The sequence below is a fragment of the Cytobacillus luteolus genome, assembly GCF_017873715.1.
Lineage (GTDB): Bacteria > Bacillota > Bacilli > Bacillales > Bacillaceae_L > Bacillus_BV > Bacillus_BV luteola.
This window is the reverse complement of record NZ_JAGGKM010000002.1, coordinates 523,184-541,074: the sequence shown is the minus strand read 5'-3', so window position 1 is coordinate 541,074 and position 17,891 is coordinate 523,184. Positions and strand designations below refer to the sequence as shown.

Annotated in this window: 13 protein-coding genes; 8 read left to right on the top strand and 5 right to left on the bottom strand. The window is 35.5% G+C overall.

Annotation, left to right across the window (positions count from 1 at the left end; all coding sequences use genetic code 11):
- Positions 1-13: 13 nt before the first annotated feature.
- From J2Z26_RS07545 to J2Z26_RS07530, 4 genes are read left to right on the top strand one after another with little or no spacing between them, the layout of a single operon-like run.
- A complete protein-coding gene (locus J2Z26_RS07545; protein WP_406565560.1) occupies positions 14-1,366 on the top strand; it encodes a glycosyltransferase family 2 protein in 1,353 nt (450 codons plus the stop codon).
- Positions 1,359-4,619 carry a hypothetical protein gene (locus J2Z26_RS07540; RefSeq protein ID WP_193537034.1) on the top strand — a complete coding sequence of 1,087 codons (3,261 nt, stop codon included), beginning with the start codon at positions 1,359-1,361 and terminating at the stop codon, positions 4,617-4,619. The genes J2Z26_RS07545 and J2Z26_RS07540 overlap by 8 nt, the downstream gene beginning before the upstream one ends.
- Positions 4,620-4,624: 5 nt before the next feature.
- Positions 4,625-4,996, top strand: a complete 372-nt coding sequence (locus J2Z26_RS07535) for a response regulator transcription factor (RefSeq protein ID WP_193537032.1) — start codon at positions 4,625-4,627, stop codon at positions 4,994-4,996.
- Positions 4,983-7,892 (top strand): ATP-binding protein, encoded by a 2,910-nt coding sequence (locus J2Z26_RS07530; protein ID WP_193537030.1) that lies wholly within the window; start codon positions 4,983-4,985, stop codon positions 7,890-7,892. The genes J2Z26_RS07535 and J2Z26_RS07530 overlap by 14 nt, the downstream gene beginning before the upstream one ends.
- 48 nt (positions 7,893-7,940) lie before the next feature.
- Here J2Z26_RS07530 and J2Z26_RS07525 read toward each other — a convergent pair whose 3' ends face one another.
- Positions 7,941-8,408 carry a YkyB family protein gene (locus J2Z26_RS07525; RefSeq protein WP_193537028.1) on the bottom strand — a complete coding sequence of 156 codons (468 nt, stop codon included), beginning with the start codon at positions 8,406-8,408 and terminating at the stop codon, positions 7,941-7,943.
- 77 nt (positions 8,409-8,485) lie between these two features.
- Complete coding sequence (locus J2Z26_RS07520; RefSeq protein ID WP_193537026.1) at positions 8,486-9,997, bottom strand: HD domain-containing phosphohydrolase; 1,512 nt, start codon at positions 9,995-9,997, stop codon at positions 8,486-8,488.
- A 263-nt stretch (positions 9,998-10,260) separates the two neighbouring features.
- On the opposite strand from J2Z26_RS07520, the gene J2Z26_RS07515 reads away from it, so the two are divergent.
- A complete protein-coding gene (locus J2Z26_RS07515) occupies positions 10,261-12,363 on the top strand; it encodes a sensor domain-containing protein (protein WP_325168878.1) in 2,103 nt (700 codons plus the stop codon).
- 16 nt (positions 12,364-12,379) lie between these two features.
- On the opposite strand, the gene J2Z26_RS07510 is transcribed toward J2Z26_RS07515, so the two are convergent.
- The 3 genes from J2Z26_RS07510 to J2Z26_RS07500 all read right to left on the bottom strand — a co-directional run bounded on the left by J2Z26_RS07510 (position 12,380) and on the right by J2Z26_RS07500 (position 15,283).
- Positions 12,380-13,252 (bottom strand): metallophosphoesterase, encoded by an 873-nt coding sequence (locus J2Z26_RS07510; protein ID WP_193537024.1) that lies wholly within the window; start codon positions 13,250-13,252, stop codon positions 12,380-12,382.
- A 119-nt stretch (positions 13,253-13,371) separates the two neighbouring features.
- Positions 13,372-14,913: an ATP-binding protein gene (locus tag J2Z26_RS07505; protein WP_193537022.1), complete on the bottom strand. Its 1,542-nt coding sequence runs from the start codon at positions 14,911-14,913 to the stop codon at positions 13,372-13,374.
- Positions 14,876-15,283 (bottom strand): ATP-binding protein, encoded by a 408-nt coding sequence (locus tag J2Z26_RS07500; RefSeq protein ID WP_193537020.1) that lies wholly within the window; start codon positions 15,281-15,283, stop codon positions 14,876-14,878. Before J2Z26_RS07500 ends, J2Z26_RS07505 begins: the two co-directional genes overlap by 38 nt.
- 157 nt (positions 15,284-15,440) lie before the next feature.
- On the opposite strand from J2Z26_RS07500, the gene fadH reads away from it, so the two are divergent.
- From fadH to J2Z26_RS07485, 3 genes are all read left to right on the top strand, one after another.
- Positions 15,441-16,205 carry a 2,4-dienoyl-CoA reductase gene (fadH, locus tag J2Z26_RS07495; protein ID WP_193537018.1) on the top strand — a complete coding sequence of 255 codons (765 nt, stop codon included), beginning with the start codon at positions 15,441-15,443 and terminating at the stop codon, positions 16,203-16,205.
- Positions 16,206-16,333: 128 nt separating this feature from the next.
- Positions 16,334-17,548 carry an EAL-associated domain-containing protein gene (locus J2Z26_RS07490; protein ID WP_227413725.1) on the top strand — a complete coding sequence of 405 codons (1,215 nt, stop codon included), beginning with the start codon at positions 16,334-16,336 and terminating at the stop codon, positions 17,546-17,548.
- Between the two features lie 83 nt (positions 17,549-17,631).
- Positions 17,632-17,871: a hypothetical protein gene (locus tag J2Z26_RS07485; RefSeq protein WP_193537016.1), complete on the top strand. Its 240-nt coding sequence runs from the start codon at positions 17,632-17,634 to the stop codon at positions 17,869-17,871.
- The last annotated feature ends 20 nt before the right edge of the window (positions 17,872-17,891 follow it).

Here is a 17,891-nt window from a genome sequence, read left to right as displayed (position 1 = left end):
TATTTTTATTTACATGTCAGTGGTTATCATTTTTTATTCGGTATTGTTAATAACATCCATTTTCCAGCTTAGAAGAGAGTATCAACTGGATGATGAAGAGCCTTACGAAGAAATTCTCCAGGTTAGTTACTCAAAGCCTGTATCTATTTTAGTTCCTGCTTATAATGAAGGCGTTGGTATCTATAGCAGCGTACGATCTCTACTGAGTATCGAGTACCCTGAATATGAAGTAGTTGTTATAAATGATGGGTCTAAAGATAATACTCTCGAGAAGTTAATTGAACGATTTAATTTAGTGAAAACAAATCATGTTATACAGAAGAAACTCGAAACAAAGGAAGTAAAAGCGATTTATCGCTCTACTATTTATGAACATCTTATCGTAGTAGATAAAGAAAATGGTGGTAAGGCAGATGCGTTAAATGTTGGCATAAATGTCTCACGATATCCATATTTTTGCTCAATGGATGGAGATTCAATTTTAGAGAGAGACGCATTTATTAAAGTCATGAAACCAATTATTGAATCAGACGGTGAAGTGATAGCATCAGGAGGAAGCGTCCGAATCGCAAACGGTTGTAAAATTGAAAGTGGGGAAATCGTTAGTGTTGGCTTGCCTTCAAAACCACTTGTTGTTATGCAAATTATTGAATACTTAAGGGCCTTTTTAATGGGGAGAATTGGACTTAGTAAACACAATCTATTACTAATTGTGTCAGGTGCCTTTGGAGTTTTTTCTAAACAATGGGTTATCGAAGCAGGAGGGTATTCTCATACTGTTGGTGAGGATATGGAACTAGTGGTTAGACTTCATCGACTAATAAAAGAACGTAAAGAAGATAAAAGAATTGTTTACGTAGCAGACCCTGTCTGTTGGACAGAGGCTCCCGAGTCTCTGACATTTTTAAGAAGACAAAGAAATAGATGGCACAGAGGTTTATTCGATAGCTTATGGACGCATCGTAAATTAATGTTCAATCCGAAATATGGTTCTATTGGATTAGTTTCAATGCCTTATTTCTTTTTCATTGAGTTTTTAGGTCCTGTTGTTGAACTTTTTGGCTATTTGATTATTGGAACATCGACTTTCTTAGGTGGAATTTATATTGAATTTGCTATTCTGCTCTTTCTATTGTCAATTTTATACGGGTCGGTCTTTTCAATGACAGCTGTTTTGCTCGAGGAATGGAGCTTACGAAAGTTCCCTAAGGTAACCGATATTTTAAGGCTGTTTTTATATTCTTTAACAGAAACCCTATGGTATAGACCTTTAACGGTAATGTGGAGATGTGAAGGGATTTTACACATGTTGAGACGTAAACAGGGTTGGGGAGAAATGATCAGAAAAGGTGTGTCAAATGAATAAGCGATTGAAAATTAAATTACCCATATTTCTGCTATTTATCTTAATTATACTAGCAGCTATAACTTCTCCTTTTTGGGGATGGCAGATAAAGCCTAAAAAAACGCTAGAGGTCTTAATTCTCGATAAAACAGTTCCTGATGAGACATATAGGGAGCATAAGGGTGTAATGTGGGCGTTAAATCATCTGAAATATGTACAATCTGACGGAACTAAATACCATTTAATCAATGATTATATTGGATTTTACCCAAAGAAAAAGAATGAATATGGAATTAGAAATCTTCCAGAAAACCTAGACCCTTACCAAATGATATATATAGCGGATGGGTATGGAGTGTATGAGGAAGAATTCTATGAAAGTAATCAGTTAGGAGAACGTTCAAATATCATTTACGGTGGGATGACTAGTGAAGAAATTGCACGTATTAGAGAGGCTGTATTTAAGAATGGAACAACTCTTGTTGCGGAATTTAATACATTTGCAAGTCCAACCCCATCAAATGTAAAAGAAGAATTTTATCAATTACTCAATATTGATTGGACGGGGTGGATTGCTAGGTATTTTGAAGATCTTAATAGTGATGAAGTACCCGTTTGGATTAGAACAAATTATGAATCTCAGACTGGTGAAAGCTACCAATTTAATGGTTCTGGTTATGTATTTGTAAATGAAAATGATAAGGTAGTCATTTTAGACAAATCACAAATAGGTAAAGAGGGCGTAACCTTTACCTTTACAGAAAATGGAGAAAGTTATTTTGACGAACAAACGGAAGTAACCTATGACTATTGGTTCGATGTAATTACTCCAAAAAATGAAAAAGAAGTTCTCGCTACTTATAATCTTACTGTTAATGAGAGTGGTAAGGATCTTTTAAGAGCGAACAATATCCCGTTACAGTTCCCAGCTGTTGTTCAACATAGGAATGATAAGTACACCTCTTATTACTTTGCAGGAGACTATGCTGATCAAGCTGAACTACCAGGATTATATCAGACGGTAGGTTTTACTACCTGGAAGAAGTGGATGACTTCAAGTAGTCAGGCAGGAACTTTGCCATTCTTTTGGAAAGCCTATCTCCCAATGATGGAAGTTATTTTTGAGGAGACACAAGGTTTACAAAAAGCTACAAGTACAAAAGTAGAGTTTGCCAGGGAAAATGGAGTAAAGGTTGGAGCTAAAGTAAGTGACAACTATCTACAAATTTATAAAAATGGGAAATGGGAGGATATTCTAGTAAAAGGTGTCAACATGGGAATCGCGAAGCCTGGTTCATGGCCTGGTGAAACTAACATTTCAAAAGCGGAATATTATCGCTGGTTTACCCAAATTGGTGATATGAATGCGAATGTTATTAGGGTTTATACGATTCATCCTCCAGCATTTTACGAGGCTTTGTATGAATACAATAAAATTGCTAAAACACCTCTTTATTTACTGCATGGGGTGTGGGTAAATGAAGAAATATTCCATAAATCACAAGATGCTTTTGCAGTTGAAAATACAGAGGAATTTAAAGCTGAAATTAGAGATGTCATTGATTTGATCCACGGGAATGCTAGTTTACCAGAAAGACGGGGTCACTCAAGTGGGGATTATAAATACGATGTTTCACCTTATGTATTGGGATGGATTCTAGGAGTTGAGTGGGATCCGACTGTTGTGTTAGCAACAAATGATAAGCACCATAAGATGGAGGACTACAAAGGGGAGTTTATCTACACTCAGAATGCAAATCCATTTGAGATTTGGCTTGCCGAAATGATGAACTTTACGATTGAATATGAGGAATCCAACTATGATTGGCAGAGACTTGTTAGTTTTACAAACTGGCCAACAACTGATTTACTAGATCATCCAAGTGAACCACATGGTCATGAGGATATGGTGTCTGTAAATCCAAATGTTATTTACTCAACAGATCAAATGTTTTCAGGACTGTTTGCTTCTTATCACTTTTATCCTTACTATCCTGATTTCCTAAACTATGAACAGGTTTATGTAGAATATAAAGATCATCGTGGTGAAAAGAACAATTATGCTGGTTATCTGAATGAAATGAAGAAAAACCATCGATTACCGATTGTTGTAGCAGAGTTCGGTGTCCCTGGGTCTCGTGGATTAACCCATCGAAATGTTCATGGTAGAGACCAAGGGCATCATTCTGAAGAAGAGCAGGGGTATCACAACACTCGTTTATTTGAGGATATTGTTCAAGAAGACATGGCAGGTGGTATTGTCTTTACTTGGCAGGATGAGTGGTTTAAGCGAACATGGAATACAATGGACTATGATAATGAGGACCGGAGACCATATTGGTCAAATGCCCAAACCAATGAACAACAATTTGGATTATTGAGTTTTGACCCAACTTCTAGTTTCAATAACATGTTAAAGGTTGACGGTGATCCTTCTGATTGGTCTGATAATGGGATTGAGCCAGTAATCACATCGAATGGAAAAGTAACAAATGTATATGTGTCTAGTGATGAGAGGTATCTATATCTTCGTCTTGATCTGAATGAGAAGCTTGACGAGATGAAAACCTATATCTTATTTGATACGATTCAGAATCAAGGACAAGCTTCTATACCAGGATTAGCTAACTTGAAAACAGAAGGAATTGACTTTGTCTTAGAGCTTAAAGGTGAAGAGCATTCAAGATTATTAGTTGATAGCTATTATGATACGTTCTACTATCATTATGGCAATGCTATTCCAGTAAATGAAAGAACTGAAAGTGTAACTGTAAAAAACAATGGTGTATTTCATCCGATTCGTTTGGCTCTAAACAAAGAAGTAACTATTCGAACGGAGACGGGTGAAAACAAAACCCTACCATTTGATTATTATGAAACAGGAAAGCTAGCATACGGGAATGGAAACCCAATCTCAGGGAATTACAATTCACTTACAGACGCTAGTTTAAATCAGTCACAAAATATAGTGGAAATAAGGTTGCCTTGGCAGCTACTTAACTTTAAAGACCCGAGCTTAAATGAAGTGATGGGGGATATATGGAGCGAGGGTGGGCTAGAAAATAGTGAGATTATAGAAAAGATAAAAATTGGAGTAGTCGTAGACAATGGTACTATTGAAACAGTACCTAAGGCGAATGGTTCAAGTTTTGATCCTTCTATCTTTTATGGCTATACCCTTCCGGTGTGGGAAGAACCTACCTATCATGAACGATTAAAGCAGTCCTATTATATGATGCAAGACCTTTATAAAAGTATAGATGTCAAGGAGTGAGAAGAGTGGCTAAATTATTATTAGCGGAGGACGAAGAAGTCCTTCGCATGCTCATTGTCGATACACTTGAGGATGAGGGATATGAAATCGATGAAGCATGTGATGGACAAGAAGCTTATGAATTCATATGTGAGAAGGAATATGATCTCATTATTCTAGATTTTATGATGCCTGTGATGACTGGACTGGAAGTGATAGAAAAAATAAGAGTCATACCTAGCAAACAGGACGTTAAGGTCATGATGCTTTCAGCTAAGAACCAGCAGTCAGACCAAGAACAAGTGTTAAATGCGGGTGCGAACTATTTTATATCCAAGCCATTCAGTCCGTTAGAGTTAGTAAAGAGAGTTGAGGAGATACTTAGTGAAGGAAAGTAAAGTAAATAAGTATTTTAGGAAAAGCTTGGCTAGGAAGTTTTTTGTTATAGTAAGTACCTTCTTTTTTATATCGTTTGTTAGTGCGAGCCTCTTTTTGTGGTATCAAGAACAACTGACTCAGGAGTATGGTAAGAGGAACGAGATAATTGAACAGAAGGAGACAATAGCACAAGGTTTAGACAACGCATTCAATGAAGCCTTTTTTCAGAGTAGAGGTTATGTTGCAATTGGAAATGAGGAAATGAGGAATGCTGCCTTAGAGACTAAAGACAAAATTAACAAAGAGCTTGATGAGCTAAATGAACTTCTAGAACGTATAGAGCAAGATCCTGACCATGACATCGATACCCAATTCTATATGGATATTAGCACTTTTACCCAAGATTACTTTGAGGTATATTTGCTTGAATTTTTTTCTTTCCGAGATAAAGGAGAGTTAGAAGGAGTCAGGGAATTCTCAGATAGTGGTGTAACTCTTTTGGTGACTGAAACTCGAAATAGACTATCTGAATATCGTTTAGCACAGGACGAAAAAGTAGAAGAAAACTTTAAAGAATTAAATAGTAAAATCCTTGAAAGTCAAATAGCATTCATTATCTTTTTAGGATTATTGTTATTAGCACTACTATTTTTAATAAGATACATGGTCAAACAAATCGGCAAGCCTCTTAGCGAGCTAGCGATAGCAGCAGGAGATGTTGCAAACGGCAAAATGGTCAGTCTAATAGGACAAACTGATCGTGATGACGAACTTGGGGCCTTATCTCGATCATTTAATAAGATGGTACAAAGCATTTATGAGAATGAGCAGGACTTAACAGCCCAAAATGAAGAGTTACATGCCCAGCAAGATGAACTGCAGAGCCAACAAATTGAGCTTCAACGAGCCATATCGATTATGCAACATCGTGAGTTAGAGCTTGAACGTAGGAATGAGTTGATTAATGGTTTAGCAAATTCCCTTGATAAGCAGCAAGTTCTACAAAGCATTGTTGAAAACATGTGTAAATTAATAGAAGCAGACTGTGGTGTCATTGCTCTCCTTCAGTCAAAAGGAGACTATGCTGGATTTGGTATTACGACAGAAAGACTAAATCAATTTATGAATCACCTTGAAAATGGTCAACTTAGCCGAATTATCCAAAAGAAAAAAGGATACTCTATCAAACGGAGTTATTTAGAAGAAGAACAAGGCTATCATACGCATTCTTTCTTTTGCTATGATCTCTTTTTACCAGTTGTCTCTTTTGGTAATGAAGTTGAAGCTGTAATGGTCTATACTCGTTATGGAAACGATTTTACAAATGAAGAAATTGAGGAATATGAAGCTTTAGCAAAACAAATCTCCATTTCACTAGAAAATGTTAAGTTATTCGAACAAACTGAAGCAGACAGACTGTTAACACAAGACATCTTAAATACGTTACACGAAGGCATTCTATTAGTAGATCAAAATGGAAAAGTGCTTCAGGTAAACGATCAAGTTTGCCAACTGTTAGAATGCAAGGATCCGTCTACTCTCATTAATGCTCCATTCTCAAACTGGACAAAAGACTTTGAGAAAGTAGTTGAAAACAATAGAGAATTGCTAGACTTCTATCAGGATGCACTTATGAATGGTAGTAGTAAAGAGCAATCGTTTATCTATCATATTAAAGAACCAATAAAACGCGTTATACATGTGTATTGTGAACCGTTATATCGAAACAAGCAAAAAATTGGTACGATTCTTGTTCATCGAGATATCACAAAAGAATTTGAAGTAGACCAGATGAAGTCCGAGTTTGTAAGTACTGTTAGTCACGAATTACGGACACCTTTAGCGAGCGTACTAGGCTTTACAGAGCTTCTTCTCCACAAAGAACTTAAGCAGGAACGACAGAAAAAATACTTAACAACAATCTATCAAGAAGCCAAGAGGTTAACCGCCTTGATCAATGATTTCCTTGATGTTCAACGTATGGAGGCAGGAAAGCAATCTTACGAAAAAAAGTATGAGGATATCCTTCCGATTATCAAAGGTGTAATAGAAACAAACCAGGTAAATTCTAAAGAACATTCAATAAAACTCATTAATAAGGCAAGTGAAACCATTATTCTATGTGATAAAGATAAAATATCACAGGTCTTCAATAATTTAATTAGCAATGCTATTAAGTACTCACCAGATGGCGGTGATGTCATCCTAACTGTTTATGATGAGGAAGAGTATTTAAAAGTAGATATTCGTGATCAAGGACTAGGTATCCCGGCCGATGCGATTCCGAACCTTTTCCAGAAGTTTTATCGAATTGACAATTCTGATCGAAGAAAAATAGGCGGAACTGGATTAGGGTTAGCTATTGTTAAGGAAATTGTTGAGGCACATGAAGGGTATGTGGGGGTAAGGTCAAGTATAAAAGAAGGAAGCACCTTTACAATTACAATCCCACAAATTAAAGGTCATCAAACAGCAGCTTCTGAACCTTCTTTAGCAAAATCATTAAAACATGCAGATGTTGTTATTATTGAAGATGATATGAATCTTGCATCTTTATTGTCAGCAGAGTTGAAAGAAAGTGGACTACATGTTAAGCACTATAAAGAAGGTAGGGAAGCCCTAAGCGGGATAAAGGACCATCCGCCTGATGCAATTGTTCTTGACATTATGCTAGCTGAAAAAGGGATGGATGGATGGGATATTATTCGAGAATTGAAAAGTGATACTAAGTTATCATCTATACCGGTTTTCATTTCTTCAGCACTTGAGGAAAAAGAAAAAGGGACCGCTCTTGGTGCAAATGATTATTTAATAAAACCTTATTCCCCGAGTAAGTTAACCAATACGATTTTGCAAACATTACTCCAAAAAGATCGAACTGGGGAAATTCATATACCAAAACCAGAAAAAGACTAAAAAAAGCAGATAGGGTGCGAGCACCTTATCTGCTTTTTAAAATCAAGTTTAAAAGTAACTTTCACCAAGCTTTTTAAACATAGGTTTAGAGAACTTTCTCTTATCTTGTTTGTTATTAAGAGGAGATTCCTCCCTAATCCCTACATATTGCTGTAAAAGATTTTTCGCTTGCTGGAGTGATAGATGTGTTTTGGGGTTTCGATAGGATTGATTTAGGGTTCCAAGGTGTGGTAACTCATCGAAGTCCTTTTTTGATGGAGGCATATGAAAATAATAGTCTCCTGCTGAAACTAAAACATCAGATTGTTGCTGACTGTTTTTTGGATTTCTTGAAAAATGTAATCCCTCTCTTTTAGCTTTTCCTTCAACTAAAAGCTTTTCTAATGCCTTGCGCTTTAAGAGATAGAGATACTTAGGATTAGTCGCAGTTTTCGCATGTCGATTGACAATGAAGATTGCCTTTGCGAGGTTTTGAACAGTTGGTGATAATGGAGTATGGTTTTCTTCGTTTTTCATCTTTTCTCTCCTTTCTATATACCATTATACTGACATTTTCGACTTTTGCAAATTAGGGTTGAAAAAGAGCGCCCTAGTTAACTAGTCGCTCTTTCATTCTTTTTAAGCTCTGTATTCATAATGTTAATAAAAATATCTATAAAATGGGGGTCCCACTGTGTACCCTTTCCTTCTTCTAGAATTTGTAGAGCTTTTGAAACTGGCATTCCTTTACGGTAAGGTCGATCTGAAGTCATCGCATCAAATGCATCGGCAACAGCCATTACTCTTCCGAAAACAGGGATTTCTTCACCTTTTAGTTTATCTGGGTATCCCTTACCATCCATTCGTTCATGGTGATGTCTTACTCCAGGTATTAAAGGGGCAATAGCTTCACTTGGTTGTATTTGAGATAGGATTGAAGCCCCAATAACAGGATGTTTTTTTATTTCATCAAATTCTTCTTCTGTTAATCTTCCATCCTTTAATAGTACGTTATCTCTAACTCCAATTTTCCCAATATCATGTAGTAAGGCAGATTTCTTTAGGAGATCGATTTCCTCTTCAGGAAAGTTTGCTTGTTTTGCAATTTTAACAGAGTATTCTGCAACTCTAATAGAGTGTCCTGCAGTGTACGGGTCCCTTGCGTCAAGTGTCATTGCAAATGTTGAATAAAAGCTATTCATTAATTGTTGGTTCATTCTTTCTCTATCACGTAGACCATCTACCATTAAGTTAAATCCTGATATAACGCGTGAAAATTCATCAGAATAACTATCCTCTGCAATTGTATATCTTCCCTGTTCGATCATTTTCATATTTTGTTGTAGTTGCTCGATTGGCTGAGAGATATCTTTATATAATAGGTAAGCACCATAAATGGCTGATAATATAGCAATAAAAAGAACAACAACTGCCCAGCTCCAGTAATCAGAAAACTGTGCTACCTCAAACTCTTGAAGTCTGATTTGAGATGCTAGGCTAAATAATAATAGTGGGAAAACCCCAATGAATAGGGAACTATATAAAAACTTTTGTTGGATTGAAACAAGTACCTTTCCGTGTAGTGATATATCCTCTTTATAGAGTGAGTCTGCTTTGTTTCTTAAGAAGTGCAAGATTGGTTGTATTGCTTTTGTTGTTAAAAAGAATTCAATTAACCCGTGCATGGCAGCTACTAAAATAGCACCGGCAATTGCTAGCAGAGTATAACGGTATGGGAAAGAGATAAGCTCAAAATATATTAAAACAAGAGTTATGCTAACAGCAGGGATAGTTAATCCGAATAAGTGTGGTCCAAATATTCTTCTAAGTGTTAATATTGGAAACCGATGAGTCTGGATATAGGCTTTTTCAAGTTCTAGAAGTGATGGTCGATCCTTACTAAACGCTATGCGAATTGGCATTGTATGTCTTCCAAAAACAATTAACTCTGCTATGAACATAATTAATAATGAAGAGAACAAAGTAACTAGTAAATAAATGGTCTCGGAGGTTGAAAGAGATAGGGTAGAAAATATGAATATTCCACCTACACCAATAACAGCAACAAAGGAACCTAAACAATAGTTAATTAAGGTACGTTTAATAAAACTTTGATAAATAGTCATAGTTAAACCTCACACATATTAAGTATCTCTATTATACACAAAAATAAGGTTGTGTAATGACTAACCTTACGTTTAACAGTACATTAAACTAAATTTAAACCTTGAAGAGGTTTGTCATAATATGTAGAATAATATATACATACAATATAGATTGTAAGGAAATTTTACTAGTACTAACTTTTAGAAAAATATTTTATAGATAATTCATTCCAAGAATTTTTATTCAAAATAATGAAGCTCTATGATTGTAGAGGATTGGTAAAGTGGAAAAGCGCAAAGGGACTATCGGCAGAAATTTAAAGAGCATAATGAATAATGAGAAAATGGAGAATGATATATTTCAAATCATTCTAAAATATATTGAAGATCTTATCTATATCATGAAAGTAGACAATAACAATACTTTTAGATATTTATATGCAAATGAAAATGCATTAAAACAAGCAATGCTAATCCCTGAATACATTGGTAAAACGTTTCATGAAATCCTTCCAGAACATATAGCCGTACATCTTCAAGACAAATATGAAGGAGTAATTAAATCCAGATCTGTATTTTCTTTTCAGGACCGTGTTACCCTTCCAAGCGGACAGGAAGTGTACAGCGAATCAATACTTACTCCTATTTTTGATGAAGAAAACGTCATTCGGTATGTTGTTAGTATAACGAGGGATATAACTAATCGTGTAAATGAAAATAAAAAACTTATTGAGAGCACTGAAAGGTATAAATCATTAGTTGATCATAATATGGATGCAGTCATGTCTCTGGATTTAAAGGGGAATATTCTTCATGCAAATCCATCAACGGAAAATATTATTGGAAAATATGAAGAGCCTTTAATTGATAGATCTATTTTTAATTTAATAGATGATAGTGATGTTGACAACTTCCGAAATATATTCCAAGAAACATTAAATGGGAAACCAAGTGAGTTAATGGAATGTAAGATAAAGCATAAAGACAATAGAAACATATCCGTTCATGTGAAAACAGTACCAATCATAGTCAGTGAAGAGGTTAGTGGTATTTTCGCCATTATTAAAGATATTACTGAACAGATTAACTATCATCAAATGATGAAACATATGGCTTATTTTGACCAACTAACTGGTTTACCAAATCGAAGTTCATTAAAGGAAGACTTAACAAATATTGTTTCAAAAGCCAATGAAATAAAGCAACATTTTGCCATCATGTACTTAGATTTAGACAGATTTAAATTCCTAAATGATACTTTAGGTCATAATGTTGGTGATGAAGTTCTAATTCAAGTTGCCCATCGTTTAAAGAGTATAGACGTAAGAGGTTATACTATTTACCGTCAGGGTGGGGACGAATTTATTGTCCTCTTAGAGAATACCACTGTTGAAAAATCTAGCCTTCTAGCAGATATGATATTAGATGTATTTAAAATGCCGTTTACATTTTCTCAGCAGGAATATTTCATGACTACTAGCATTGGAATTAGTTGTTTCCCTAATGATGGAATAGATGGAGAGACCTTAATAAAAAATGCTGATACTGCTCTTTATCAAGTAAAGGAACGTGGTAAAGGACATTATCAATATTATCGCAAGGATATGAAGAAAGGTACCTCACAAACCATGCTATTGGAGACTGGACTTAGAAAGTCGATTGAACGTGATGAGTTAGTCCTTTTGTATCAACCTCAGATCGACCTCCTAACAGGTGAAACTACAAGCTTCGAAGCACTTATTAGGTGGAATCACCCAGAGCTTGGTTTTATTTCTCCGGGAGAATTCATCCCACTAGCTGAAGAAACTGGTCTTATCATTCCTATAGGAGAATGGGTGATAGAAAAGGTTTGTAAAAAACTTAGAGATTGGAAAGAAGCAGGGTATAGTGATATTTCAATCGCTGTCAATTTATCACCTAGACAGTTTCAACAGCCTGGATTGGTTAATTATATTGAGAGAAACATACTAACGAATAAGATTGATTCCAATAATCTTGAGTTTGAAATAACTGAGGGTGCTATACAGGATTCGAAGGAAGCCTTACATACACTAGCTGAACTGAAGAAACTTGGAGTGAAAGTAGCAGTAGATGATTTTGGAACAGGATATTCTTCATTAAGCTATCTTAAATACTTTCCAATCGATACTTTGAAAATTGATCAATCTTTTGTTAGAGAGGTCTTACAGGATAAGAAAGATATGGCGATAACCACAACAATTATTCATCTTGCCCAAAGCCTAGGTTTATCCGTCGTTGCTGAAGGTGTGGAAGATGAGAAACAAGCAATTTTCTTCAAAAAGATGAAATGTGATAAAGCACAAGGTTACTTTTTCAGTAGACCGATCAATGAAGAGACCGTAGAGGCCCATTATTTTAAAAAATAACTACAAAAAGTCCACACTACTCTTTAGAGTGTGGACTTTTTAACGTGTAAACTGATATTTCTGGAATCGCTAAGAAGCGAAAAGGAAGGCGAGTTGTTCCAAGACCCTTATTAACGAACAGTGTCAAATTCTCTATTGTATGAGTACCCTCATAATATTTGCTTCCGAGTGGTGGAGTAACAAGAGGCCCTAGAAAAGGCAGCTGAATCTGGCCGCCATGACTATGACCAGAAAGCTGGATATGTGCTCCATGATATGCAGATTGTGGTGCAAGATCAGGCTCATGAACCAATAAAATGGTGAACAATGACTCCTTAGAAAAGGAGGCGAAAGTATGGGTATAATCTGGCCTACCTAACATTGCATCATCTAGTCCAGCAATCACAATGTTTTCTCCATCTTGGGAGATGATTGCAGAACTGTTCTTTAATAGAGTAAAACCCCCCTGATGCATAATCTCCTTATAAATTTCTGTACCGTATCCACCATGATCATGGTTTCCATAGATACAATACTTCCCTAGTGGAGCTTGGATCTTTGAAAGGATTGGTGGTATTGTTTCTGGAAAAGGGTATTTATTTGGTTCATCAAGAAGATCACCGGTAAATAGTACAATATCCGGTTTGGTCTGATTTATTTTCTCGACCACTTCTTCTAATTGTTCAATCGTAAAAAAGGGACCAACATGGGTGTCACTAAATTGAACAATTTTCTTAAAATTAAAGGAACTAGGGATAAGAGGATGTTGAATTGTATGCTTTGTAAGATGTATCATTTTAGGTTCTATATATTTGGCATAATAATAACCTAGGGCTGACGCTAAAAATGCTCCAACAATGGAAGAAATGATACGCTTTAAAAAGAATCGACGTGAATATTTTTTTGCCATATTACTAAACAATCCTGTCTCATATTTTTTATTAATCTATTATATCATTTCTCATTGACTAAATCTCTTTATTGAATATAAATAAGGCCTAAGCCATACGGCTAGACCTATGTTTTATCTTATAAAATTTTGAAATCCTCGAGTGCTTGTTTTAAGTCTGCTCTTGTTTCAACTTTGTCATCCAACGCAACTCCAAGTTCAATCATGGTATTAGCAACCTCTGAACGAATCCCAGTTACAACAGCATTACAACCTAATAGTCTAAACCCATCAATTATTTTAAACATATGCGCCACTACTGCTGTATCGAGGTAGGCAACTCCTGATAAATCGATAATCATCTTTTTGAATTTATTTTTCTCAATCTCACGCAGTGTTTTTTCTTGCAGTTTTTTTGCACGATAGGTATCCATTGTTCCTACAATTGGTAATACAGCGACTGTATCTGTTAATGGAATAATTGGAACAGATAGTTCTTCAATTACCTCACGTTGTGAATGGAAGAGATTGTTCTTGTATTCATTGAAACTTATAATATAGTGATTTAAAAACATATCTAAATAGTAATTAGTCTTCTTTTCAAGGCTAAAAAATTCATCAATTTCCACATCGCAATTTTTAAAGTAGTTATACATAAAGTCCCAATATAAACTACGTAACCCCTGGAACCACTCAAGCTTAATAATAGAAGGGAGGTCATGTTTTGCCCATTCTACACCCTGCTGTTTAGCAAGAATTAAAAGCTCATGCTCCGAATCTTGATCTAAATAACTAACAATCCTTAACGCAATTTCATGCAAATGATCTTCAGTTATAGGTGAATCTTTAATTTCAGCAAAAATTGTTCGAGAGCGTTTTTTTAAAAGTTCATCGAAGACTTCTTTATTAAAATATAAAAATTCCTTAAAGCTGTGGTTTTCTATGTATTGTAATCCATCCATGTTGGTTACTTTAAACTCCTTTTTTTGTGTGATTGGAAATACGATATCGAAGGCCGTTCCTATGCCTACAAAGCTTTCCACTTTAACCTTCGCGCCGTGTTTATGTAGTGTAGTAAATACTTGAGTAAGGCCCATTCCTGTTCCATTGTCTTTAGTTGAGAAAAACGGAGTCCCTAGCAGCTCCAGCTTTTCAGAAGGAATCCCCACTCCAGTATCTTTAATCCGAACACAAAGCTCTTCTCCTGACGAATAGAGGTCAACAGTTATTGACCCGCGGTCTTCTATAGCTTCGAAAGCATTTTTTAGTAAATTGAAGAATGCTTTCTTAAGTGCATTTTTTTGTCCTAAGATTACTTTGTCACAGTTTGAAAAACTTTTGATAATCTCCACTCTATAGATTTGGTCTTGAAAGAGTGCGAGAATAGCTTCGAGTTCAGAGCACAGATTAATAGAGACATATTTTTCAGCCTCTAAGTCTGGTTTAGAAACTTGTAAGAGGTTATTCAGGGTAGATAGTGCATTGTCTAGTTCAGATAATGCAATATCGATATATGGTTCAGACTTATCTTCATTAACTAGCTGTAAAAAACCTTTTACTGCTGTTAATGGATTACGGACTTCGTGGGCAATCCCAGCAGATAATTGTCCGATAGAGGCTAGTCGGTTTAGTCTGAGCTTTTCGTCACTTTCTACGTTGCTGGTTAATCCATTTTGTGACAATGACTGTCGTTCCTCCTTCCTCAGATGATTTAATATAAAATTCATCCATTAGTCTTTTTACACCTAGAAGTCCAAGACCTAAACCTTGTGAATTTGGGTTTTTTATGCCGCTCATTACATCGGATATAGATTTTATCCCAATCCCCCGGTCTTTAACGATTATGGTAACACCTTTGTCATTGACTTCACAGATAAATTCACCTGTACCTTTTGCATGCATAATGACATTCCGTGTTAATTCTGAAATACTAACAAACACCTTTTGCCTATCAATCTCTGAAAAAGGTAGGCTTTTTATTAATTGATTTGTTGAACTTAATGCAAGTAAAATATCATTTTCATTAATGATTGATGACTGATGTTTTCTCATAAATCCCCCCAGATTATACTAGCATCTCCATCATTATACAAAATAGTACAATTTATGCAAACCATATCCCTTAAAATAAAATTAGAAAATTTCGATAAATAGTGGTAAAATAAATGAATAGTCATTCATTTTAAAAATAAACAGGGGGAGTGGGAGAATGAAAGGGAAAGTAGTTATCGTGACTGGTGGTTCTAATGGAATGGGGAAATATATGGCTCAAAAGTTTGCAAAAGAAGGAGCCTATGTTGTCATTACTGGTAGAACTCTGGAAAAATTAGAAGCAACAAAACAAGAAATTGAAACATTTGAGGGGCAGGTGCTTCCAGTTCAAATGGATGTGCGTCAACCTGATCATGTTTCACATATGGTTAATGAAACTGACAAAGCATTTGGGAGAATTGATTTTCTTGTAAATAATGCTGCAGGGAATTTTATTACACCTGCAGAGAAGTTATCTGTAAATGGTTGGAATTCAGTGATTAATATTGTTCTTAATGGAACGTTTTACTGTAGTTCTGCTGTTGGGAACTATTGGATTGAAAAAGGGATAAAGGGAAGTATTATTAATATGGTTGCTACATATGCGTGGAATGCTGGAGCAGGAGTTGTGCACTCTGCAAGTGCAAAAGCAGGGGTACTTTCTATGACTAGAACCTTAGCAGTTGAGTGGGGCAGAAAATATGGGATAAGAGTAAATGCAATTGCTCCAGGTCCAATCGAACGTACGGGTGGAGCAGACCGACTTTGGGAGTCAGAGGAAGCTGCTAAACGTACACTATCTAGTGTGCCTCTTGGTAGGTTAGGAACTCCAGAAGAAATTGCGGGTCTTGCTTACTTCTTATTATCTGATGAAGCGGCATATATTAATGGTGAATGTATAACGATGGATGGCGGTCAATGGCTGAATCAATTCCCGTTTTAGATTCCAATGTAAAATGATTAGAAACCTACTTTTAGATAAAGTAGGTTTTTTTCAATTACCTCAGTTAGAGTAGATTAAAAGCATATGGTATAATCTTGTATAACAGGCTAGAACGTAGGGGTGAAATCATGATGGATCCATTGGATATTATGGCAAACATCGATCAAGTTGTACCTTATTATCAGGCGATTTTTAGCGCGGATGAACAATGTGTAATCGGATATGAGGTGTTTGGGAGGATAAAAACTGAGCAAGGTATAAAAAGTTTAGGTCCATTTTTTCATGATGAAACCATTCCAGAGGAATTCCGTTTAGAGGTTGATAATGAAATTTTAAGAAAGGCTTTAGGAGTATTTTCTGAATTTCATAAACATAGTCTAATCTTTATAAATCGTAATGCAAACTTATTAATGCTAGATCATGGGGAAGCATTTCTAGAAATGCTTTTAACCTATCAACAAAAAGGATTAGACCTTAACAATGTTGTAGTTGAGATTACTGAGCATAACTTTCAAGGCGATATCGAACAGCTAAATCATTTACTTACCTATTATCGAACGTACGGAATAAAAATTGCTGTTGATAATATTGGGAAAGAAAGTAGTAATTTAGAGAGAATAGGTATTTTAACTCCAGATATTTTAAAAATTGATCTGCAGGTTTTACGTCAAACCGAAATTAGCCAATCGTTTCATGATGTTGTCTATTCTATTTCATTGTTAGCAAGAAAGTTAGGAGCAACCCTTCTATATGAGGATATTGAATCTGCCTTTCAACTCCAATATGCTTGGAAAAATGGCGGTCGATACTATCAAGGCTATTATCTTCAAAAACCAGCTAGAGAATTTGTTGAAAGAGATCTACTAAAAGAGCGATTAAAGCAGGAGTTTCAGCAATTTATTAAGTATGAAAAGAGAAAGCTTGAAGCACTGTATACTATATCTGAAGAATTTCATGTTCAGCTACAGTCTGCTCTTGTAAAATTTAAAAAGAACGAATCATATAATGAGTTCCTATCTTATTTGGGTAAGACATTACATGATAAAAGTTTTAGAATGTACATTTGTGATGAGGATGGTTTTCAACAATCTGCCAACCTTCTCAAGAAGGACAATAAATGGCTTGTTCAAGAGCATTATTATATGAAAAATTGGAGCTGGAGACCTTATTTTCTTGAGACAATTTTTCGAATGAGAACGAAACGAATCGGAATTCTTTCTGATTTATATAGTGATATTGAGACTGGAGAAATAATTAGGACATTTTCTTACCCACTAGATGACCATCTATACCTATTTATAGATGTACCTTATGATTATTTATATGATCATGATGCTCTATAGTATTTTACACATATCCTTATCTTATTTATGGATAAGGACTTTGTTTTTGTGGGAAAGTAACAAAAACAAGGTGGTGATTTAGTATGGAGCAGTTGAATCTTGTTCTTTCAATTTTAGTAATTCTTATATTGGCTTTTGGACTAATCTATACGTATAGACTTGGAACAAAACAGCATACTATGCGTAGCGAATACGATACCGAAATCAGTGAAAAGGTCCAAGACCATCCATATATTCTAAACCCGGTTTTTCTTACTTATGCTATAGCAGCTGTGTTAGTCATTGCTTTTATTATATACAACGCTGTTGCTACTTCATGGTAACCCAAACCACAAGGACAATT